This is a genomic window from Pseudoalteromonas sp. US3C1004, from assembly GCF_048401065.1.
GTDB classification, from domain to species: Bacteria; Pseudomonadota; Gammaproteobacteria; order Enterobacterales; family Alteromonadaceae; genus Pseudoalteromonas; species Pseudoalteromonas undina.
On sequence record NZ_CP183073.1, the window covers coordinates 1,062,028 to 1,083,515 of the forward strand.

18 protein-coding genes and 9 tRNA genes are annotated in these 21,488 nt (G+C 39.8%); 22 read left to right on the forward strand and 5 right to left on the reverse strand.

Features of this window, described 5'->3' with window-relative positions; all coding sequences use genetic code 11:
- Positions 1-8 precede the first annotated feature (8 nt).
- Genes ACNSN3_RS04955 through ACNSN3_RS04965 form a run of 3 tightly spaced genes read right to left on the reverse strand, consistent with a single transcriptional unit; the run spans position 9 to position 3,654 of the window.
- The gene (locus ACNSN3_RS04955; protein ID WP_418608678.1) at positions 9-1,730 is read right to left on the reverse strand and encodes an EAL domain-containing protein; all 1,722 of its coding nucleotides are present in this window, start codon (positions 1,728-1,730) and stop codon (positions 9-11) included.
- A gap of 23 nt (positions 1,731-1,753) precedes the next feature.
- Positions 1,754-2,176 carry a response regulator gene (locus tag ACNSN3_RS04960; RefSeq protein ID WP_010392817.1) on the reverse strand — a complete coding sequence of 141 codons (423 nt, stop codon included), beginning with the start codon at positions 2,174-2,176 and terminating at the stop codon, positions 1,754-1,756.
- Entirely contained in the window at positions 2,173-3,654 is a 1,482-nt protein-coding gene (locus tag ACNSN3_RS04965; protein ID WP_418608679.1) for a PAS domain S-box protein, read from the reverse strand. Before ACNSN3_RS04965 ends, ACNSN3_RS04960 begins: the two co-directional genes overlap by 4 nt.
- A 700-nt stretch (positions 3,655-4,354) precedes the next feature.
- On the opposite strand from ACNSN3_RS04965, the gene ACNSN3_RS04970 reads away from it, so the two are divergent.
- Positions 4,355-5,122, forward strand: coding sequence for a hypothetical protein (locus tag ACNSN3_RS04970; protein ID WP_024601158.1), 768 nt, complete (start codon positions 4,355-4,357; stop codon positions 5,120-5,122).
- 403 nt (positions 5,123-5,525) lie between these two features.
- Here ACNSN3_RS04970 and ACNSN3_RS04975 read toward each other — a convergent pair.
- Positions 5,526-5,602: transfer RNA gene (locus ACNSN3_RS04975), tRNA-Pro, on the reverse strand.
- A gap of 116 nt (positions 5,603-5,718) precedes the next feature.
- The gene (locus tag ACNSN3_RS04980; RefSeq protein ID WP_418608680.1) at positions 5,719-6,342 is read right to left on the reverse strand and encodes an arylesterase; all 624 of its coding nucleotides are present in this window, start codon (positions 6,340-6,342) and stop codon (positions 5,719-5,721) included.
- On the opposite strand from ACNSN3_RS04980, the gene ACNSN3_RS04985 reads away from it, so the two are divergent.
- The 21 genes from ACNSN3_RS04985 to ACNSN3_RS05085 all read left to right on the forward strand — a co-directional run bounded on the left by ACNSN3_RS04985 (position 6,343) and on the right by ACNSN3_RS05085 (position 21,394).
- On the forward strand, positions 6,343-7,056 hold the full coding sequence (locus tag ACNSN3_RS04985; protein ID WP_010392805.1) for an ABC transporter ATP-binding protein: 714 nt from the start codon (positions 6,343-6,345) through the stop codon (positions 7,054-7,056).
- Complete coding sequence (locus ACNSN3_RS04990; protein ID WP_418608681.1) at positions 7,046-9,547, forward strand: ABC transporter permease; 2,502 nt, start codon at positions 7,046-7,048, stop codon at positions 9,545-9,547. Before ACNSN3_RS04985 ends, ACNSN3_RS04990 begins: the two co-directional genes overlap by 11 nt.
- A 132-nt stretch (positions 9,548-9,679) precedes the next feature.
- Positions 9,680-10,204 carry a crossover junction endodeoxyribonuclease RuvC gene (gene ruvC, locus ACNSN3_RS04995; RefSeq protein WP_008114131.1) on the forward strand — a complete coding sequence of 175 codons (525 nt, stop codon included), beginning with the start codon at positions 9,680-9,682 and terminating at the stop codon, positions 10,202-10,204.
- A 2-nt stretch (positions 10,205-10,206) separates the two neighbouring features.
- On the forward strand, positions 10,207-10,824 hold the full coding sequence (gene ruvA / locus ACNSN3_RS05000) for a Holliday junction branch migration protein RuvA (protein WP_008114133.1): 618 nt from the start codon (positions 10,207-10,209) through the stop codon (positions 10,822-10,824).
- Between the two features lie 7 nt (positions 10,825-10,831).
- Positions 10,832-11,839: a Holliday junction branch migration DNA helicase RuvB gene (ruvB, locus tag ACNSN3_RS05005; protein WP_075169409.1), complete on the forward strand. Its 1,008-nt coding sequence runs from the start codon at positions 10,832-10,834 to the stop codon at positions 11,837-11,839.
- Between the two features lie 890 nt (positions 11,840-12,729).
- Complete coding sequence (tolQ, locus tag ACNSN3_RS05010; protein WP_010392797.1) at positions 12,730-13,434, forward strand: protein TolQ; 705 nt, start codon at positions 12,730-12,732, stop codon at positions 13,432-13,434.
- Positions 13,421-13,852 (forward strand): protein TolR, encoded by a 432-nt coding sequence (gene tolR / locus ACNSN3_RS05015; RefSeq protein ID WP_010392795.1) that lies wholly within the window; start codon positions 13,421-13,423, stop codon positions 13,850-13,852. The genes tolQ and tolR overlap by 14 nt, the downstream gene beginning before the upstream one ends.
- 4 nt (positions 13,853-13,856) lie before the next feature.
- A complete protein-coding gene (gene tolA / locus ACNSN3_RS05020; RefSeq protein WP_010392793.1) occupies positions 13,857-14,762 on the forward strand; it encodes a cell envelope integrity protein TolA in 906 nt (301 codons plus the stop codon).
- An 8-nt stretch (positions 14,763-14,770) separates the two neighbouring features.
- On the forward strand, positions 14,771-16,129 hold the full coding sequence (gene tolB / locus ACNSN3_RS05025) for a Tol-Pal system beta propeller repeat protein TolB (RefSeq protein WP_010392790.1): 1,359 nt from the start codon (positions 14,771-14,773) through the stop codon (positions 16,127-16,129).
- Between the two features lie 35 nt (positions 16,130-16,164).
- On the forward strand, positions 16,165-16,704 hold the full coding sequence (gene pal / locus ACNSN3_RS05030) for a peptidoglycan-associated lipoprotein Pal (RefSeq protein WP_010392787.1): 540 nt from the start codon (positions 16,165-16,167) through the stop codon (positions 16,702-16,704).
- A 13-nt stretch (positions 16,705-16,717) separates the two neighbouring features.
- Complete coding sequence (ybgF, locus tag ACNSN3_RS05035) at positions 16,718-17,470, forward strand: tol-pal system protein YbgF (protein ID WP_054200671.1); 753 nt, start codon at positions 16,718-16,720, stop codon at positions 17,468-17,470.
- A gap of 171 nt (positions 17,471-17,641) precedes the next feature.
- Positions 17,642-17,717, forward strand: a tRNA-Lys gene (locus tag ACNSN3_RS05040).
- A 70-nt stretch (positions 17,718-17,787) separates the two neighbouring features.
- Positions 17,788-17,863 (forward strand) — tRNA-Lys (locus ACNSN3_RS05045).
- Between the two features lie 65 nt (positions 17,864-17,928).
- A tRNA-Lys gene (locus tag ACNSN3_RS05050) sits at positions 17,929-18,004 on the forward strand.
- A 65-nt stretch (positions 18,005-18,069) separates the two neighbouring features.
- Positions 18,070-18,145, forward strand: a tRNA-Lys gene (locus tag ACNSN3_RS05055).
- 65 nt (positions 18,146-18,210) lie between these two features.
- A tRNA-Lys gene (locus ACNSN3_RS05060) sits at positions 18,211-18,286 on the forward strand.
- Between the two features lie 66 nt (positions 18,287-18,352).
- Positions 18,353-18,428 (forward strand) — tRNA-Lys (locus tag ACNSN3_RS05065).
- A gap of 65 nt (positions 18,429-18,493) precedes the next feature.
- Positions 18,494-18,569: transfer RNA gene (locus ACNSN3_RS05070), tRNA-Lys, on the forward strand.
- A 148-nt stretch (positions 18,570-18,717) separates the two neighbouring features.
- Positions 18,718-19,758, forward strand: a complete 1,041-nt coding sequence (gene nadA / locus ACNSN3_RS05075) for a quinolinate synthase NadA (RefSeq protein ID WP_008466811.1) — start codon at positions 18,718-18,720, stop codon at positions 19,756-19,758.
- Positions 19,759-19,927: 169 nt separating this feature from the next.
- Positions 19,928-20,017, forward strand: a tRNA-Ser gene (locus tag ACNSN3_RS05080).
- A 78-nt stretch (positions 20,018-20,095) separates the two neighbouring features.
- Positions 20,096-21,394, forward strand: a complete 1,299-nt coding sequence (locus tag ACNSN3_RS05085) for a tyrosine-type recombinase/integrase (protein ID WP_418608682.1) — start codon at positions 20,096-20,098, stop codon at positions 21,392-21,394.
- Positions 21,395-21,488: the final 94 nt, after the last annotated feature.

A 21,488-nucleotide genomic window follows, 5' to 3' on the forward strand; every position in this document is an offset into this window, starting at 1 on the left:
ATTTAGGGTCAGTGTTTAGTTGATGTCATATTTTTTATCCATAAGTTCATGTTATCTGCAGACATTGGTTTGGCAATATAATAGCCTTGACCATGATAGCAACCCATATCTATAAGTACTTTTTCGAGCTCTTGCGACTCGATCCCTTCTGCTATTAGGTTATACCCAAATGCTTTACTTAGCGCCACGATACACGTAACGATAGACTTGTCTTCATGGTCTGATAGAAGTTTTTTAACAAAGCTTTGATCTATTTTTAATGTATCTAAAGGTAATTTTTTTAAGTAACTCAACGAAGCGTAACCTGTACCAAAGTCATCTAACGCAATACTTACACCTAAATTTCTACAGCCATTGAGAACGTCGACTGCTTGGTCAACGTTTCCAATTGTAGTGCTCTCTAAAATTTCCAATTCGAGGGTTTTTGGTTTTATATTATTAGTGCTGATGAGTAACTCTCTGAGGTTTTCAACAAAGCCCTCACTAAGTAAATGAGCTGGAGAGATGTTTACACTCATAGAAAGATGATTTCTTGTCCAAATTTTATGTTGTTTTAAGGCCTCAGCAAGTACCCATTCACCAATTAATATACCAATGTGTGGGTGCTCTAATGCCTCTGAAAAGTGACCAGGGTAAAGTAAACCCAAAGTAGGGTGATTCCAGCGTATTAAGGCTTCAACGCCAATCAACTGGTGATCCATTAAATTTACCTTTGGTTGATAATGTAGAATAAACTCTTTACGAGCAATGCCTTTTTCAGCAGCCAATAACAAATCATGTCTTGCATGCCTTAGGCTTTCTTCCTCTGGATCAAAAAACAGAATCCGGTTTGTTCCTGATCTTTTTGCTTGGTACATAGTTTGATCGGCTCTTCGTAAAATGTCATCACAAGTTAAGCCATCATCACTGGGAAGTGCAACGCCGATGCTGACTGAAATTTGAACGGAGCACGAAAACTCTGCTAATTTTATCGGATCGTTTACCTCAATCAGCACGTCTTGTAACAGAATCTCATATTCTTGTATTGTGTGCGCAGCCCCTCTTAATAAAAGGATAAACTCATCTCCACCAATACGCGCTAGTGTATCTTCCTTGCGTAATGTGTTTTGTAGCCTTTGGGCAATGGTTTTCAACACGAAATCACCGGTTTCATGACCATATTTGTCATTAATGGGTTTAAAGTTATCTAAATCTAAATAGGCAACGGCGAGCTTTTGCTGAGATGTAATGGCCTGTTGAAGTTGATCAATTAAAATTGGGCGGCTTGCTAAGCCTGTTAGGCTATCGTAATGTGCCATGTTATGAAGTTTTTTTTCTAAGCTTGCGCGTTGAATGGAACTAGATATAGAGTGTATCAACTGATCGCTTTTTAATTGGTTTTTAAGTAAATAATCGCTTGCCCCTAGGCGCATAGCTTCTGCTGCTATTTTTTCATCCCCTAAGCCCGTGATCATAATCACAGCACAGTGGTTATTTACAGACTTTCTAATATTATCCAGCAGAGTAAGCCCCGATCCGATACCTAATCGGTAATCAACTATGACGCAATCAAATTCCCTATGCTCAAGGTAAGACATAGAGCTTTCAATAGAAGATGCTTCTGAAATTTTAGCCTGTATATTAGAGCGAGATATCATACGGCGTATTTGTTCTCTATCAACCGCATCGTCATCAACAATGAGTAGTTTAATACTGTCGCAGGTTTCAAAATTATCTATTGAAGTTATCATATCCATATCTCTTGCAAAATGGCTTATTCAAGCTCAACGGCATGTATATAAGCATCCATAAGTGTCGCTAATTTGGCAAACTGCGGGCCAATTGCATGTTTAACCATGTAACCTGCTACGTTATTATGGTACGCGCGAGTACGATCGTTATCCTCATTGGAGGTCGTGAGTATAAATACAACGGTATCGTTTAATTTTTCATCTTTACGAATATGCTCTAAAAATTCAAAGCCATTCATCACTGGCATATTCAGGTCTAGCAATACTAAGTAGGGCTCTGATATTTCTTTTTGTTGCGCTTTTTCTCGTAACGCATCTAGTGCCAGCTTTCCGTTTTGTTTCCAAATTATTTTAATTTTAGGATCCACTTTTTTTAGGCTTCTTGTAACGGCTTCCGCGGCAACATCGTCGTCCTCAACAAGCAGTATAGATAGATTTTTGATCATAAATTTTCTTTCCTTGCAAAGCGAGGCCACCAAACATGAAATGTAGACCCTTTTTGCGGTTCATTTGAGCTAACGGAAATGCGCCCACCATGAGCTTGTGCCAGACGCCGACTAATAGACAGCCCTATACCTGAACCCGACTTATCATCAGAGGTTGTTTGAAATAAGCTAAAAATACGCTCGTAAGCCTCTGCTGGTATACCGGGGCCATCATCAGTCACAGTGATATGGCAAAGCGTATTTTCTGCTACACAACGAATCTCTATAGTTCCCTCTTTACTGTCGTGGTGTTTAATGGCGTTACTTAATAAATTGCGGACAACGGTTTCAAGTGGCGTCCATGCAGTGACGATAGTATCTAGTTGAATGTCTTTATGAAGCTTCATTCCAGCCGGTAAATCTAACAGTTCGGTAACGTTAGAAATTAATTTATGCATATCGATTACTTGAGTATCTTGGGTAGCTTTCCCCGCCCTTGCATAGGCCAATAAATTATCGATTAACGTCTCCATTTTATGAATACGATCATCAATACGTGTTAAGTTGTATTCTACTTCAGGCGTGGTAGTGCCTAAATCTTCTTTAATCCATTCAATTAAGTTTGAAATGCCCCGCAATGGAGAGCGTAAATCATGAGAGGCTACATAGGTAAACTCTTTCAGGCTTGTGTTATTTTCTTTTAGCTCAGTTTCCATTCGTTTTCGTTCTGTTATATCTAACAACGAAACAAATACCATGTCTTCATCATTGGTATTTATAAAAGGGCTCAAGCCCACTTCAACCGGGAATTCTTTACCGTCTTTGTGTAACGCGGTTAAATCTCTGCCTACTCCCATACTTCTTACACTGGGTTCACGGTGAAATGAATGACGAAGTGCTGAGTGATGTCCTTGGTAGCGCTGGGGCAATAGCATTTCCATTTTTTTATCGAGTAGTTCTATTTCACTGTAGCCAAAAGATTTGCATAACGATTGATTTACCGCTTGTATAATGCCTGCTTGGTCAACTATTAACACACCATGTGGCGCAGCTTGAATAGAGCGTTGAAACATATTATTTGCGCGCAGCCTTTGCGATATATCAACCAATGTAGCTAAAACTAATTCTTGTTGTCCGTGTATTGGGTTTAAACCTATTTCAATTGGGATTTGCTTACCACTTTTTTGACTCGCAAATAACTCACGGCCTTCACCCATTAAGCGTTTTCGAGGGTTAGCAAAAAACTGACTCATCAAGTGGGTATGATTGGCTTTAAATTGAGCTGGAAGTAAACTATCTATGTTCATCCCTATGAGTTCTGAATCCTCATAGCCTAGTATTTCAGACAGTTGACTATTGGCAAAAAGGATCTGAGCATCAGTATTAACTATCATTGCCCCCATAGGTAAACAATTAACTAGCTGAGTTAAAAACGTCTCATCCATATTTATATTTGAACTTAGTGAGTTAGATTTTTTATTTACTTTTTTAAGGTCCATCAAGCATCCGGCAAGTAAATTTAGTTCCCATAATATAGTAATAGTCGAACAAGTAATGAACAGCAAATCTAGCGAAAGATCATGTTATTTAAATGCTCATTTTAATAGTTTTTTCTTATATTTTAGCGAGTCATCATGGTTGAAAAAGGTGCATTGATTTATTTAGGTTTGGGGAATGTTGGTTGTAATGCTTATTAAATATAGCTTGGGTTTAAATAACCTACACTTTATTGTAACAACTTTAAAAGTGCTGATTTTAGTACAGCGTCTTCTCTGGTATGTTATCTGCTGGTATGGCAGCGCTTGAAGAAAAGTTAAAACAACACGTGCTTAAAAACAGCACCATTGTGAGTAACACCTTCGCTTTGCCATGATATAAACCAACTAAAGTGATCAAGTTTAAAGATTTTTACCAAACGCCTATTTATGTGTATCACTGGCAACCAAAGTAAACTGTGGCATTGTGAGGTATTGATAACGATGGTAATAGCTTTGTCGCCGTATCGTATTACAAACAACTTTTTAGTCCATGAAATTATCCAAGGATTTTTTAAGTGCTATTTTGTTAAAGTTTGGAAGATAGTTAAGAGCGATGACTGATCAGTTATGGATTGTTATGTCTAATGTCAAGATCAGAACCCTTTTTCTTTTCTTACAGGGTCTATTTTCAATCATTCCAAGGGACTTCCGGGGAGATTAAGTGAGTAAAATTTTATTTTTTATATTGTTATTGGTTTGCTATCAAGCAAAAGGTAATTGTAGTGAGAATGTTACTTTAGATTTGATAAAAGATGATATTGACGCTCAGCAAGAGCTCGAATGGAAAGATGTTTCTAATGTACTAGAGCAAGGAATATTGCAGAATGACAGCACTGCCTATTTTCTATCTGGTTACGTTTTATATTTGGGAGCATATAAGCAAAATCCAGATTATAAAAAAGCTAAAAAAATGCTTTCAATTTCATCGTATTTAGGAAATATTAGAGCAAAGCATATCCTGGGTAGTTTTTTAATTACAAGTGAAAAAGCAGAAGACATATATGAAGGAACCAAGCTATTAGAGTCATCTTTTGAAAAAGGTATTTTAGATTCTAGTGTAAATTTATATTATGCATATCAACTTGGAAAATATGGTGATATTGCTTTTTTAAAAAACTCCTTACGTAAAGCTTCTGATGTGGGTGATGATGAGGCCGCTATATTATTAGGTCAATTGACTTTAGATGAAGCAATAAGAAAGAATGACTCAGAGTCGTTAGCTAAAATGGTTTCTTATCTATCGAACAGGGCTGAAAAGCGAGGTTTTTCAAATGATATGTATAAGAACTTATATTATCTTTTTTTCGGAATATATGGCCTGCGTGATTCCCCATTAAAAAATAGTATTTATGGGGATTACTATTTAAAAAAAGCGGCTGAAAATGGGCATGAACATGCAATAAAAATACTTAATCAAGGAAAGTCGTGAAGAAAAAGGTCAGCCATTAAAAAGTTCTTGCAAAAAAAGCAGGTGTATTTTTTAAATTATTTATTTAAGAATCAAGAGTTTTTATTTTTAAACTCAATTTAAATAGAGTAAAAGAGTTAAACCTAAACTCCAGATATATAATATCGAGTGGCTACTCACAGCTGCAATATCAATGACCTCAAACCAATACATCAATAATTAAAGCAGTTACGTGCTTCTTTATTATTTGAAAAGTATTTAACTGTGGGGTCACATAATCTCAATACCTCTGAAATCAAAAAGCAGGAAAACATTCAATAAATTGGTTGGTGCGACAAATATGCGATATTTTTATTATTAAATTAGCTAGTACGAAAGGAAAATGGTTTTTATTGAATAAAACTAAGTTTTGAAGGGATTTAAATGGTCGGTATGGAGAGATTCGAACTCTCGACCCCTGCCACCCCATGACAGTGCGCTACCAAGCTGCGCCACATACCGACTTCGATAGCAATAGTACGTGTATTTATAAAAAAATCAATAAGCTTTTGTTTGTTTGGATGTTTATTGCGCAAGCGCTTAGTTTTAAGCACTTGCGTGGAGTGTTTTACACGGCCTTAGTCTTTATTTAACCACTGGTTGATCGTGTTATACATTTCATCTCGTAGTATTGGTTGAGCAGTTTTGTTAGGGTGTAAGTTATCGTTTTGCATTAGCTCGTTTTTTCCTGCTACTTTAAGCACAAAAAACGGCATTAAATGCGAGTTGGTAGCTTCACTAACACTGGCAAAACTATCGGTAAACATTTTACTGTAACGTGGGCCATAGTTAGGTGGAATATATATTTCCATAAGTGCGGTTTGTGCATCTGCAGCTTGGCTTTTTTCAATTAAAGCGGTTAAGTTAGTTTGCATTTTAGTGATTGGAAAACCGCGCAGGCCGTCATTAGCACCGAGCTCAATAAGTACGTGAGTTGGTTGATATTGCTCAAGTAGCGCGTCTAATCGGCGCAATGCACCGCCGGTGGTTTCGCCGCTAATACTGGCATTTACTAAGTTGATAGGGCGTTGCTCGGCATCGTATTTATCTTGTAACAATTGCACCCAGCCTTGTTCTTGTTTTAAGCCATAGGCTGCGCTTAAACTGTCACCAAGTATTAAAATCGTGTTGTTAGCTGCCGCGTGTAGTGGGTTAATAACTAAAAATAAAATGAATACACAACGTAGGATTGAATGAGTCATATGTCAGCGCTTTCTCAATTAAATATAATTCAAGTAAATGGTTTGTCTAAAGTGGTTTCCACCTTTGAAGGTGAGTTGTCCATCCTCAGCGACATCAGCTTTAATGTCAAGCATGGCGAGTCTGTTGCCGTAGTGGGCACTTCGGGCTCTGGTAAATCTACATTATTGAGCTTGCTAGCAGGGCTTGATACCGCCAGCAGTGGCGAGGTAATGTTAGATGGTGAGCCTTTGCACAAGTTAGATGAAGAAGCGCGTGCAGCACTGAGAGCCGCTAAAGTCGGTTTTGTATTTCAGTCTTTTATGTTGGTGCAAAGTTTAACCGCACTTGAGAATGTGATGCTGCCTGCTGAGCTTGCTGGCGAACACGACGCTAAAGAGCAGGCGCTCGCGTTACTTGAAAAAGTTGGCTTGAGCCATCGCATTGATCATTACCCGTCGCAGTTATCTGGTGGTGAGCAACAACGAGTTGCGATTGCTCGTGCATTTGTGGGTTCGCCTAAAATACTGTTTGCCGACGAGCCATCAGCTAACCTAGATAGCAAAAATGGCCATATGATTGAGTCTTTATTATTTGATTTAAATAAGCAAAATGGCACAACGCTTATTTTAGTTACCCATGATGAAGCACTGGCGCAAAAGTGTGAACGTATTATTCAGATTGAAGCCGGTGAGCTGGTTCACAATTCAACTGAGGAAATGGCAAATGTGGGCTAAATTAGCACTTAAACTATTTTCTCGAGAGTTTCGCCGTGGTGAACTAACCGTGATAAGTGCTGCCATCGCTTTAGCGGTGCTAACGGTGCTTACTTTATCTATGGTGACTGAGCGAATCGCACAAAGTATTGCACAAAAAAGCAGTGCCTTTATTGCCGCTGATAGGGTATTGGCCAGCAACCATGCCATAGATACCGCTTATATTACTCAAGCTAAACAGCAAAACCTTGAAACAGCGCAAATGGTGTATTTTGACACTATGCTGTTTGCAAACGATGAAATGCAATTTAGCTCAGTAAAAGCTGCGTCAAACAGTTACCCGCTTAAAGGCCAGTTAAAGGTTAAGTCGGGCTTAAACGCCGAAACAGAAGTTGCCCCGGGTGCACCAACCCCCGGTAACGTGTGGTTAAGTGAATCGGTTTTTTATAGTTTAAATATAAACGTAGGCGACCAAGTTGAGCTAGGTGCCGCGTTATTCAATGTGGAAAAGGTGATTGTTGAAGAACCCGATGCGCCGTTTAATGTGTTCTCTAGCAGCCGCAGGGTACTTATTAATATTGACGACGTACCAAAAACTGAAGTAATACAGCCCGGTAGCCGTGTATTTTACCGCCAGTTGTATGCAGGTGATGAAAGCGACATAAATAGTTTTTACGATTGGCTAAAACCGCAACTTAAAGAAAACCAAAATTGGTATGGTGTTAAAGACCGTCAATCGCCTATTTCAAATAGCTTAAATAGAGCTGAAAGCTTTTTGTTATTAGCCGGTTTGCTAGGGATTATTTTAGCCGCGGTTGCTATTGCTGTATCGGCTAAGCGCTATTGTGAGCGTCAATACGACCCAGTCGCAATGATGAAAACCTTAGGTGGCAGCCGCGATATGATCCGTAAAATTTACCTTATGCACTTATTAATGGTATGTACTATGGCGGTGGTTGTTGGCCTAGCTATTGGCTATGGCTTGCAAGAGGTGGCTACCGGTTATTTAGCTAAAAGTATGGGCACTGAACTGCCCATGGCTGGTTTTAAACCTTGGCTGGTGGCGATTAGCACAGGGGTTATTTGTGCGGTTATGTTCTCTATTAAGCCACTGTTAGATTTATTTGATATTCCACCGCTTAGAGTACTTCGCCGTAACTTAGGTGATCGCCTTGCGGTAAGTAAAATTCATTTAGGGCTAAGTGCACTCACCGTGTTTTTATTAATGTGGTTATTTAGTAATAACATAAAAATTACGCTTATTTTGTTTGTCTCAACGCTTGCGCTTATTTTGGTGTTATTTTTAATCTCTAAGTTAATATTTGGCGGTGGCCGCAAGCTTGGCTTAAAGCCGGGTAACAGCTGGTCTTTGGCTATTGCGTCTATTCAAAAGCGCGCCAATGTTAATGCAGTACAGTTAATTAGCTTTTCGTTAGCGATTAAATTACTGTTATTTTTAATTGTGCTTAAAAACGATATTATTTCTGATTGGCAGTCACAATTACCAAGTGATGCACCTAATGCTTTTTTAGTGAATATTACGCAAAATGAACTGGACCCAGTTAATGAATATTTAGCACAAAAAGGCATTCAGGTGTCGGAGTTTTACCCGACTATTCGTGGTCGCGTAAATGCCGTCAACGGTGAAGCGGTTGCGCGTGAAGTGTCACTGCAAGATAACGAGAAAAAAGACGAAGAAGCCCGCTCAGGCATTGGCCGCGAGCTCAATTTAACCTGGCTTGACGAAGTCCCTTCGCAAAATGACATTATCGATGGCAAGTGGTTTGGCGATGACGCCGTTGCCGAGGTCTCACTGGAAGAGTCAATGATGCAGCGCCTCGATGTTAAATTAGGCGATACTCTTACATTTTTAATCGGTGCGCAGTCGTTTGATGCTAAAATAACCAGTGTGCGAAAAGTAAATTGGGCCACACTCAAGCCTAACTTTTTTATTATTTTAAGCCCAGATGTACTTAGCGACTTTCCGGCAACCTATATTTCATCGGTACGCATTGAACCTGAGCAAAAGCGCGACTTTAGCCAGTTATTACGTACATACCCCACCATTACGGCAATTGATGTAGATAATTTTGTTAAGCAAATACAATCTACTATTGAGCAAGTGTCGTTAGCCATTGGTTTTGTATTGGCTATTGTGGTGTTATGTGGTGCGTTGGTACTAATATCGCAGGTGCAAGCAAGCTTAGGTGAGCGCATGCAAGAAATCGTAATATTGCGTACATTAGGCGCTAAAAGTCGATTAATAAAAAATGCTACTTTATATGAGTTTTTATTGCTTGGCGGTTTAGCCGGACTGGTCGCTGCATTTTTCAGTGATATTGCACTGTTAATAGTGCAGCAGCAAATGTTTGATTTGGCGGGTAAGCTGCATCCAAATATTTGGATTATTGGCCCCGTTGCTGGTGGCGTGTTTGTAGCAGGTTTAGGTTATTTTATGATTGCCCGTACGCTCAAACAAAACACCCAAGGCTTAGTGCGCGCATTGGCGTAAACTTTTTGGCCAAATAGAGTTTAAATGCCTACTTTTTAAGTAGGCATTTTTGTTTTGGCTTGGTACTGGTAATTTATACAGTGCTCTGGCATTATTAGCATTATTAATAAATAACAATAATGAGAGTGCTGTTTGGCCATTATTTTAGGGATCGATCCGGGCTCGCGTTTAACGGGTTACGGTGTGGTTGCGCACCAAGGTGCTAAGTTTACATACTTAGGCAGTGGCTGTATTAAATTAGCCGATCATGACTTTCCCACCCGACTTAAAATGATATACCAAGGTATTACGCAGCTTATAGAGCAGTTTTCGCCTGAAACCTTTGCCATAGAAAAAGTATTTATGGCACATAACCCCGATTCTGCTTTAAAGCTTGGGCAAGCCCGTGGTGCTGCCATTGTGGGGGCCTCTATGGCCGACTTACCGGTGTTTGAATACTCTGCACGGCAAATAAAGCAAGCCGTGGTGGGTAACGGTGGAGCAGATAAATCGCAAGTGCAACATATGGTTAAAAATATACTTAAATTGCCAGGTACGCCGCAAGCCGATGCAGCAGATGCACTCGCGATTGCAATTTGCCATGCTCACTCTGAACAAAATTTAATAAAACTAGCGGGTAGCGCAAGCAAAACCGTTAGAGGACGTCTAAGGAAATAACAATGATAGGTCGCTTAAACGGCGTGTTAGTTGAAAAACAGCCCCCAGAAATATTATTAGAAGTGAGTGGCGTTGGCTACGAAGTACAAATGCCAATGACCTGTTTTTATGATTTACCCAAAGTGGGCGACAACGCCATTGTGTACACTCACTTTGTAGTACGCGAAGACGCACAGTTATTGTTTGGCTTTAATAATAAAACCGAACGAGCCTTATTTCGAGAGCTGTTAAAAGCCAATGGCGTAGGGCCTAAATTGGGTTTAGCTATTTTGTCGGGTATGTCGGCGCAGCAGTTTGTAAGTTGCGTAAATAATGAAGACGCTACGGCCTTGGTTAAACTGCCAGGGGTAGGTAAAAAAACCGCCGAGCGATTAGTGCTCGAAATGAAAGACCGATTAAAAAATTGGGGCAACGACTTATTTACCCCATTTAGCGACAGCGCCGTAATAGAGCCTGCGAGCGATGCAACTATAGCTAATAATGCGGCCGATGATGCGGTTTCGGCGTTAGTGGCGCTCGGTTATAAATTGCCACAAGCGCAAAAAGCAGTAAAATCAGTAAGCAAACCCGATATGTCGACTGAGGTTCTAATTAAAGAATCTTTGAAATCAATGCTGTGAGTAAATTATGATCGAAGCTGATCGCTTAATAGATGCTGCTGAAAAAACCAATGAAGACACCATAGATCGTGCTATTAGGCCTAAGTTACTGGCCGATTATCGTGGTCAGCCGCATGTTAAGCAACAAATGGAAATATTTATTGAAGCTGCGCGTAGCCGCAGTGAAGCGTTGGATCATTTATTAATATTTGGCCCGCCAGGCTTAGGTAAAACCACGCTTGCTAATATTGTAGCCAACGAATTAAATGTAAACATTAAAACCACCTCTGGCCCTGTGCTTGAAAAAGCCGGCGATTTAGCTGCATTGCTTACTAACCTTGAAGAAGGTGATGTACTGTTTATTGATGAAATTCACCGCTTAAGCCCACAAGTAGAAGAAATACTTTACCCTGCAATGGAAGATTACCAGCTCGATATAATGATAGGTGAGGGGCCTGCAGCACGCTCTATTAAGCTTGATTTACCTGCATTTACCTTAATTGGCGCAACCACGCGTGCGGGCTCATTAACCTCACCACTGCGTGACCGCTTTGGTATTGTACAGCGTTTAGAGTTTTATTCTGTTGAGGATTTGTCGCACATAGTGGGGCGCTCAGCGCATTACCTTGATTTAGAAATGTGTGACGATGGCGCAGCTGAAATTGCCAAGCGCTCTCGTGGCACACCACGTATTGCAAACCGTTTATTGCGCCGTGTGCGCGATTACACCCAAGTTAAATCAGATGGTACAGTTAATGCCGAGGTAGCTCAGCAAGCCCTCGATATGATTGATGTTGATAAAAGCGGCTTTGATTACATGGACCGCAAATATTTACTCGCCATTATTGAAAAATTTATGGGTGGCCCGGTTGGCCTTGACAACCTAGCCGCTGCCATAGGCGAAGAAAAAGAAACCATAGAAGATGTGATTGAACCGTTTTTAATTCAACAAGGGTTTATTCAGCGCACGCCTCGCGGACGAATAGTGTCGGATAATGCGTATCATCATTTTGGTTTACTTCCCAAGCAAGACTAATTAGCAGCTTGAGATAGATTTATTATCCAGAGTTTAGGTTAAATACTAAAGCCATTGTCTTTTTAACGACAGTGGCTTTTTTTATGCGCAAACATTACGTATTTTACTTTGCCAATAATTCACTGAGCGTTAAGACATATCAGGCTATTGTTCGACTGCTTATTTAGCCCGAGTTGAGATGGTTTGATAAATTGTAGGCAAAAAAAAGCCCGCAAAAAATGCGGGCAAACAACAAGTTTAAGGAAGTAATCTAGGGAACTACGTTTTACTTATTGAGGTCATACCCCAAGAAGTAAAAAAGTAATACGAAATAAATCATATTACGAGGAACTGGATTCAATGAAATAGCTTTCATTTAATGCGCTAGCTCGGTATGGGAGAATAATACCGAAGCGACACAATTTGTTCAAACTAGAAAATTTATATTTTCAGATTAAAAAAACTAATAGCAGCGGTTTTTTGTTTTTGCTTATTGTTGCATGTTAATTAATCATTAATTCTATAAGTTAATGAAATGCTTTGTTTATGTATATTAACATATTAACGTTCGGTATTAGTTTTACTATTACGTTAAGGTAAGCATGTGCTGGTTATGAGTGCTTATGCATTAATTTTGAATAAACAGCGCATTTCTGTCACTCTTTAGTGAAACTAAGCGTGCTTCCATAAAGCTTTGTTGTTATTTATTTATACAGTAGAACAAGAGTTAAGTAGTAAATATTGAGTAAAGCTGTTTTTTTAACGTTTTTTGTTGTCTATTCACAGCAATATCGTTGTCAGCAGTAAATACACTAGATACACTAGCAAAACTTTAATGGTGGCTAATGTATTGCTAAGTTACCTTACTCAAATAAATCAATTTGATGTTTTTAATTATTTAGGAGTTTAACGTGGGATCAGGGCTTAATTTTTTAGATCTAATTCTAGAAGCCAGTTTGCTTGTGCAATTAGTAATGCTAGCGTTGGTTGCTATGTCGGTTATGTCATGGGCTATTATTTTTCAACGTAAAAAAGCCATCTCTGACGCCTTAGCAAATGCCAAAAAATTTGAGCAACGTTTTTGGTCTGGTGTTGACCTAAGTAAACTATATAACGAAATTTCATCACGCGGTGGCCAGTCTGCTGGTATTGAGGCTTTATTTACCTCAGGCTTTAAAGAGTTTGCACGTCATAAAAAAAATACCTTTCAAAGTGCGGGCATTGTAATGGAAGGCACACACCGTTCAATGCGGGTTGCGCTTTCTCGCGAAATTGAAAAACTAGAATCAAGCTTATCGTTTTTAGCAACAGTTGGTTCAATTAGCCCTTACATCGGCTTATTTGGTACTGTTTGGGGTATTATGAATGCCTTTATTGCTCTAGGTGAAGTAAAACAAGCAACCTTACAAATGGTTGCTCCTGGTATAGCAGAAGCGTTAATTGCTACAGCAATGGGTTTATTTGCTGCAATTCCTGCTGTTATTGCTTATAACCGATTTGCTAATAAAGTTGAAAAGTTAGAATCTCACTACATTAACTTTATGGAAGAATTTGCCAATATCTTACACCGTCAAGCAGCTACCCAAATAGAGGCTCAAGCGAATGTATCATCGTAAAAAGCGTCGCCCAGTCGCAGAAATTAATGTAGTACCATACATTGATGTAATGTTGGTGCTGCTTATTATATTTATGGCCACCGCGCCGTTAATTACTCATGGTGTAAAAGTAGACCTACCAAAAATGGAAGAGTCGGACTTAGTTGATACGAAAGATACGCCACCCATTATTGCTTCTATTGATGCCGATGGTAAGTATTATGTGAGTGTAGGTACCGATCCTGAGGAGCCAATGGAAGCATTAGATGTAGCTGCAGTAATTAAGCTGCAACTAATGAAAAACCCAGATGTGCCTGTAATGATCAAAGGCTCGGGTAAAGTGTCGTATCAGGAAGTGTTACTGTTAATGGACTTTTTAAAAAATGCAGGTGTACCGTCGGTAGGGTTAATGACCGAATCCTTTGAGGGGACCAAGTAGCTGTATGAGTAGTTCACTAATTAAATCAGTATTACTGCATTTAGCGTTAGGTGGGTTTTTGTATGCGTCAGCAAACATTCATCCTCCTAAACCTAAAGTAATGGAAGTAACGCTTAATGCGGCTATTCCTGAGCCAGAGAAAGCGGTTTCGGCGGTTACGATTGATCAAAAGCAAGTTGAGCAAAAAATAGCTGAGCTTAAAAAGAAAGAAGATGATAAAAAGCGTGCTGAAGATAAACGTATTCGCGATTTAGAACGCAGAGCAACCGATGCACGCAAACAGCGTGAAGCTGAAGCAAGACGCATTAAAAAGCTTGAACAGCAACGCAGAGCAAAAGAGAAAGAAACTGCACAAGCGCAAGCACAAGCTAAAAAAGCCCGTGAAATAGAACAGCGCGAGCGAGCAAAAGCGAAGCAAGCCGAAAAGCAAAAGCAAGAGGCTGAAAACGCAGCAAAAGCGGCTGCAGACAAACGTAAAGCGGAAGAAGCGGCACTTAAAAAAGCCGAACAAGAGCGTAAAAAGCGCGCTGAAGAAGCTGAGCGTAAACGCCAACAAGCACTTCAAGAGCAAATGCTGCAAGAGCAGCTTGCCAAAGAGCAGGCGGCACGTAATAAAATACGTCAACAGCAAGTAGTGAGTGAAGTTGATAAATTCCGCGCATTAATTATGGCGCGTATTCAACAAAACTTATTAATTGATGAAAAAATGAAAAACCAGCAATGCCGCATTAATATCCGTCTTGGGTTTAATGGGCTGGTAACACAAGTTAAATCGTTAGGCGGTGATAAGTTAGTGTGTGAGGCTGCATTAAGAGCTGTTCGCATGGCCGACACATTACCGGTATCTAAAGATAAAGACGTATTCGAGCAACTAAAGAATATTAATATAACCATCGCGCCAGAGTTTTAAGGGATGACATGTTTAACAAAATTAAAATAGCCTGTTTAGTTTTAATATTAGGGTTTCAGGGTGTTGCACATGCGGCACTTGAAATTGTTATTACTGAAGGTATTGACGGCGCAAGACCGATTGCGATTGTGCCATTTAAATACCAAGGTATTGGTCCTATTCCACAGCAGCTAAGTGATGTAATTGCTGCCGATTTAATGCGCAGCGGTAAGTTTAAGCCTGTGAGTGTGTCGCAAATGCCACAACAACCTCACAAAGATGCTGATATTGATTACGGTGCCTGGGTTAATAAAGGTGTCGAGGCTGTATTGGTTGGTGAAGTAGAGCAGCAAACCAATGGACGCTATTTAGTGCGTTATGAGTTGGTTGATGTTATTCGCGGCCAAATCACTGGCGGTGAAACACAAATGATGAGCAACGGTAAGCTGGTTCAAAGCCAAGACCATATTTTAGAAGCGCGTCAAAGCGTGATTGGTGAAACCGGTTTTCGTCGTTACTCGCATCGTATTAGTGATGTGATTTATGAAAAACTAACTGGTGAAAAAGGCGCGTTTTTAACAAAAATAGCCTATGTTATTGTACGTGATACTGATGAAAAGCCGTATCAGTTAGTGGTTGCCGACTACGATGGCTTCAATGAACAAGTACTATTACGCTCAAAAGAGCCGTTAATGTCGCCAGTATGGTCGCCCGATGGGACTAAATTAGCGTATGTAACGTTCGAAAATCGCCAGAGCCAAATTTTTATTCAAGACATTTATACCGGTAAACGTGAATTGATCACCAGCTATAAAGGAATTAACGGTGCGCCGCAGTTCTCGCCAGACGGTAAAAAGCTACTGTTAGTGCTGTCAAAAGATAAAACTGGTGCAACTGAGGTTTACTTATTAGACTTACTAACACGTAAAGAGACACGATTAACACGCCATCGTAGTATAGATACCGAACCTTCGTGGTACCCAAATGGTCAAGATATAGTATTTACGTCGGAAAGGGGTGGTAATGCTCAGATTTATAAGTTAAATTTAAAAACTGGCAGATCTCAAAGATTAACCTTTGATGGTGACATGAACCTAGCGGGTTCTATTTCGCCAGACGGAAAAGAATTAGTGATGGTAAACCGTACTAACGGACAGTATCATCTTGCTAAGAAAGAGTTGGCTACAGGTGCGTTCCAAGTTTTAACTCGAACTCGCCTTGATGAATCGCCGAGCATAGCGCCAAATGGCTCGATGATTATATACAGCACGCTCCATAATAATAAACAGGTACTTGCGCTAGTATCGATGGACGGCCGTTTTAAAGCACGCTTACCTGTGCTTGATGGACAAGTGAAGGCACCGGCTTGGTCGCCATATTTACAGTAATAATTGCTGGTTTACTCAAAATAGGAATCTACTCAATGCAACTTAACAAAATACTTAAAGGCCTGCTAATTGCTGTGCCAGTAATGACGCTAGCAGCTTGTAGCTCATCTTCAGATATCGATGAAAATGCAGCTAACCAGTCTAACCAAGCAACTGTTGAGCAAACAACAACTGATACAGTTGAAGTAGCAACAATGACGCCAGAGCAAAAAGCAGAAGAGCAACTTCGTCAAAAGTACGAAGCGCTTCGTCAAGAGCAAATCATTTACTTTGGCTTTGACACTGCAACGATTCAAGGTCAATACGGCGAGCTACTTCGTGCACACGCTGAGTTTTTAGTTAAAAACCCTTCTGTTAAAGTATTAATCGAAGGCCACGCAGATGAGCGCGGTACACCAGAGTACAACATTGCACTTGGTGAGCACCGTGGACAAGCAGTTGAAAAATACCTACAAAGCTTAGGTGTTTCTGCAAGCCAAATGTCAGTAGTTAGCTACGGTGAAGAGAAACCAATGGTTAAATCTCGCACTGAAGAAGCTTTCGCTAAAAACCGCCGTGCGGTACTAGTTTACTAAGATAAGAGATATTATGAAGCCGAAAATTATTTTGGCAGCCATGATATTGAGCGGGAGCACCCAGTTAATGGCTGCTCCCGCTCCTGTTTCAGAAGCTGCAAGTTCACAGTCGAGCATTGAAAAGCGTTTAGCAACCCTTGAAAGCATGATGCAACAACGTAATTTCTTACAAGTAGAGTTACAGCAACAGCTTAACTTACTGCAAGATGAAGTGAGTCAAATTCGCGGTGTTACCGAAGAGCAAAGCTATAAACTTGAAAAGGTATTGCAGCGCCAGCGCGAGCTTTATCAAGAAATAGAAAACCGTGTTAGCCAAGCATATGCTAAACCGGCTACTCCAGCGCCTACAGCAGACTACACGCAACCAGGTAGCGATCAGAGCTACAGCAGTGATTTATCTGAAAACGAAGCGTACGAGCGTGCTGTTGCGCTTATAATGAAAGATAAGCGCTATGACCAAGCTATTCCAGAATTTCAAGCGTTCTTAACAACGTATCCAAATTCAGTGTACACCTCAAACGCACATTATTGGCTTGGGCAATTATTAACGATTAAAAATGACGGTGTAAAAGCAGCCGAGCATTTCAAAGTAGTTGTTAACGAATTTCCAAACTCAAATAAGCGCCCAGATGCAATGTTAAAGCTTGGTACACTTTTACAAGAGCAAGGATTAAAGGCTGAAGCGCAAAAAATACTGAATGAGCTAATCAATCAGTACCCAAGTACAACTGCTGCTAAACTAGCCACAGATCGCTTATCAAAATAAATGTTGATGCTTGATTAGACTGCTTTTTGTCATAAGCGGTCTAAATTTGCTCAACTAGACATAAAAACTTAAAAAAAGAGACAATTTCGGTTGCACTCATTTTATAAATAAGTATTATAAGCGCCCGCAGCAAACGAATGGTAACCCCACTCGAAATGCGACAAAAAGAGCGGGTCATTAGCTCAGTTGGTAGAGCAGTGGACTTTTAATCCATTGGTCGATGGTTCAAGTCCATCATGACCCACCATTCTTTATTGTTAATAAAGTTTGGTCTTTAATCGGCGGATTTACGTAAAGTGTTAACAAACACAGTGAGCGGGTCATTAGCTCAGTTGGTAGAGCAGTGGACTTTTAATCCATTGGTCGATGGTTCAAGTCCATCATGACCCACCATTCTTTACTGGATGGTTATAATCGGCGGATTTACGCAGCCTTACTTTTTATAAGTAAACCAGAGCGGGTCATTAGCTCAGTTGGTAGAGCAGTGGACTTTTAATCCATTGGTCGATGGTTCAAGTCCATCATGACCCACCATTCTTTACTGAATGGCTATGATCGGCGGATTTACGCAACCTTACTTTTTATAAGTAAACCAGAGCGGGTCATTAGCTCAGTTGGTAGAGCAGTGGACTTTTAATCCATTGGTCGATGGTTCAAGTCCATCATGACCCACCATTCTTTACTGAATGGTTATAGTCGGCGGATTTACGCAGCCTTACTTTTTATAAGTAAACCAGAGCGGGTCATTAGCTCAGTTGGTAGAGCAGTGGACTTTTAATCCATTGGTCGATGGTTCAAGTCCATCATGACCCACCATTCTTTATTGAGTGGTTATAATCGGCGGATTTACGCAGCCTTACTTTTTTATAAGTAAACCAGAGCGGGTCATTAGCTCAGTTGGTAGAGCAGTGGACTTTTAATCCATTGGTCGATGGTTCAAGTCCATCATGACCCACCATTCTTTACTGGATGGTTATAATCGGCGGATTTACGCAGCCTTACTTTTTATAAGTAAACCAGAGCGGGTCATTAGCTCAGTTGGTAGAGCAGTGGACTTTTAATCCATTGGTCGATGGTTCAAGTCCATCATGACCCACCACTTCTGGTACACTTTCTCCGTATAATATATTTCTTAGTATCTCCCTTATTTTTATTTATAAACTGCCTGACTAGATTGCTATTATTTAGCGTTCGTTTCTCGTATAATTTGCGCTATTAATTGCACTGTAAATAAAGTGGTCGAGAACATGAGTTTAGCTCAAACTATTATGCCTGAAGGTTATATTTTCCCTCCTAAGCCGGCACCGTTAACACAAGACGAAAAAGGCGAATATAAAGCGCGTATAAAACAATTACTGCAAGAGAAAAACGCGGTACTTGTTGCTCATTATTACACTGATCCTGAAATTCAAGCACTTGCTGAAGAAACGGGCGGCTGTGTAGCCGATTCACTCGAAATGGCGCGTTTTGGCGCTCGCCATGAAGCCGATATGATCATCGTCGCGGGTGTACGTTTTATGGGTGAGACTGCTAAAATTTTAACCCCTAACAAAACCGTGGTTATGCCAACACTTGAAGCGACTTGTTCATTAGATATTGGTTGCCCAGTGGATGAGTTTTCAGCGTTTTGTGATCAACACCCAGACCGTAAAGTGGTAGTGTATGCTAACACTTCTACCGCGGTTAAAGCGCGTGCTGATTGGATAGTTACCTCATCGTGTGCACTTGAAATAGTAGAGCACTTAGATGAGCAAGGCGAAAAAATTATATGGGGTCCAGATAAGCATTTAGGCAGTTATATTCAAAAGAATACTGGCGCCGATATGATCATGTGGAATGGCGCATGTATCGTACATGATGAATTTAAAACCAAAGCGCTAAAAGACTTTAAAGTATTGCATCCAGATGCAGGCGTATTGGTGCATCCCGAATCACCGGCTGAAATTGTTGAACTTGCTGATGCTGTTGGCTCTACTAGCCAGCTCATTAAAGCAGCGCAAACTATGCCGAATAAAAAGTTTATTGTGGCGACCGATCGCGGTATCTTTTATAAAATGCAGCAACTATGCCCAGATAAAGAGTTTTTTGAAGCGCCAACGGCTGGTAGCGGCGCTACATGTAAAACTTGCGCTCACTGCCCTTGGATGGCAATGAACGGCTTACAAGCGATTGAGGAAGCACTGATTGATGCCAGCGGTAAAGAAGTGTTTGTTGATATGGATTTGCGTGAAGGCGCACTTAAATCATTAAATCGCATGCTAGACTTTACAGCCAATATGGCAAAATAATAAATAGCAATATAATGCATTAGATAAAGGCGATACTCAGGTATCGCCTTTTTATTTGCTTATGAGTAGTTAGTTTGATTATTGAGCAGTTAAAAGCATGATGTTAAAAAGGCCTTGCACCAAGCAAGTGTATTTCATACTATAGCGCGCTGTTGCAAAGCAACATTGTGGAGAGATGGCTGAGTGGCTGAAGGCGCACGCCTGGAAAGTGTGTTTAGGTTAATCCCTAACGAGGGTTCGAATCCCTCTCTCTCCACCATTATAAATTATTGAAAATAAAAGAATAAGTACGTCAAATCCTCCTTTATTCTGCTCGGTGGTTCAATCGAGTGGTGCAATGTACTTAATCAAAGATAGAAATAATACTTACTATACTAGAATCCCTCTTCCTAAAGCATTACGGGACAGTGGATATCCATTTTCTGTAAAAATCTCCTTGAAGACCAAGGTCAGATCTATAGCAGTTGATAGAAATCTTTCAACCTCACTTTTTATTCGACGACTACTTCCTTATGTTTACTCTTGCGCCTCTGTTAATCAGTTCTCAGCATGGTTTCACGGTAAGGTCGCGGAGTTTAGAGAGCATAGCTTCAATAGCGACGTAATAGCTAATCAAGCAACTTTTGAGGGTAGCGAAATATTAGAGCCCTCGCTAAAAGTTAATTTATCGTCAGCGCTGGCTGAGTTTATTGAAGCAAAAGAAGCCGATCAGATTTCATACCGCTCTCTTAATCAATTAAATCTAAGAATTAATCATTTTATCCAATGGTCAAAAGATATTCCTTTATCTACAGTCACCTCAAAAATAGCGATGAATTATCGAAATTTTCTAATCAACGAAGGAAGAAGTTATAAAACAAATCATAATTACTTATCAGCAATCAACCAGTTTTTAAAATGGTGCACTGTAATGGAATATATCCCATCTAATCCTTTTACAAAAATAAAACTGGGTCAGAAGCCAAGTAAGAAAAAACATGAAGAAAGGCTGAGATGGAATGAAGAACAGTTGTGTCTATTATTTACTTATCTACAATCACGGTATCAAATAACTAAGTACTCTGAATTTAAAAAAGCGGATTTATGGGTACCACTATTGTGTTTGTTTTCCGGAATGAGGGTATCTGAAGCTTGTCAATTAACAGTTGACTCTATTATTGAAATTGATGGAATTAAAGTGTTTAACATCGATAGTGCTGATGAGTACACACATTTAAAAACTGATAATGCTTATCGACAGATACCAGTTCATTCTCATTTATTAGATTTGGGATTTCTCAATTTCATTGCTAAGCAGAAGTCACGCGGAAATAAATTACTTTTTAATGAAAAGCCAGATGATGAGTATGGTGACTGGAGCAAAAAGATCAGTTCTCGCTTTTTGCGCATATTGAATAATTTAGGAATGAAAGCTGGTAATCGACCCACTATATATGGATTAAGACATACATTTATTGACGAGCTTCAACAGGTAGATGTCAATGAAAATATTGTTGCAGAATTGGTTGGACATTCGAAAAAAAATATTACATTTGGAAGGTATGGAAAACAGTTAAACATCAAACTTTTGAAAGAAAAAGTAGAGTTATTCCCTAAAAACCTCATAAATTTAAAAATAATTGAAAAAAACTTTTAAAATTTTCTGAAAAAAAATGATTAAGCTTAACACTATGAAAGATATAGTATTTATTTTATTACCAATACACGGTGAGTATTAACCAAAAATGTCG

Excerpts from the sequence above, each read along its gene's own strand:
- ACNSN3_RS04955 (WP_418608678.1), bottom strand. The coding sequence starts at position 1,730 with ATGATAACTTCAATAGATAATTTTGAAACCTGCGACAGTATTAAACTA.
- ACNSN3_RS04960 (WP_010392817.1), bottom strand. The coding sequence starts at position 2,176 with ATGATCAAAAATCTATCTATACTGCTTGTTGAGGACGACGATGTTGCC.
- ACNSN3_RS04965 (WP_418608679.1), bottom strand. The coding sequence starts at position 3,654 with ATGGACCTTAAAAAAGTAAATAAAAAATCTAACTCACTAAGTTCAAAT.
- ACNSN3_RS04980 (WP_418608680.1), bottom strand. The coding sequence starts at position 6,342 with ATGACTCATTCAATCCTACGTTGTGTATTCATTTTATTTTTAGTTATT.
- ACNSN3_RS04985 (WP_010392805.1), top strand. The coding sequence starts at position 6,343 with ATGTCAGCGCTTTCTCAATTAAATATAATTCAAGTAAATGGTTTGTCT.
- ACNSN3_RS04990 (WP_418608681.1), top strand. The coding sequence starts at position 7,046 with ATGTGGGCTAAATTAGCACTTAAACTATTTTCTCGAGAGTTTCGCCGT.
- ruvA (WP_008114133.1), top strand. The coding sequence starts at position 10,207 with ATGATAGGTCGCTTAAACGGCGTGTTAGTTGAAAAACAGCCCCCAGAA.
- ruvB (WP_075169409.1), top strand. The coding sequence starts at position 10,832 with ATGATCGAAGCTGATCGCTTAATAGATGCTGCTGAAAAAACCAATGAA.
- tolR (WP_010392795.1), top strand. The coding sequence starts at position 13,421 with ATGTATCATCGTAAAAAGCGTCGCCCAGTCGCAGAAATTAATGTAGTA.
- tolA (WP_010392793.1), top strand. The coding sequence starts at position 13,857 with ATGAGTAGTTCACTAATTAAATCAGTATTACTGCATTTAGCGTTAGGT.
- tolB (WP_010392790.1), top strand. The coding sequence starts at position 14,771 with ATGTTTAACAAAATTAAAATAGCCTGTTTAGTTTTAATATTAGGGTTT.
- pal (WP_010392787.1), top strand. The coding sequence starts at position 16,165 with ATGCAACTTAACAAAATACTTAAAGGCCTGCTAATTGCTGTGCCAGTA.
- ybgF (WP_054200671.1), top strand. The coding sequence starts at position 16,718 with ATGAAGCCGAAAATTATTTTGGCAGCCATGATATTGAGCGGGAGCACC.
- nadA (WP_008466811.1), top strand. The coding sequence starts at position 18,718 with ATGAGTTTAGCTCAAACTATTATGCCTGAAGGTTATATTTTCCCTCCT.
- ACNSN3_RS05085 (WP_418608682.1), top strand. The coding sequence starts at position 20,096 with ATGTACTTAATCAAAGATAGAAATAATACTTACTATACTAGAATCCCT.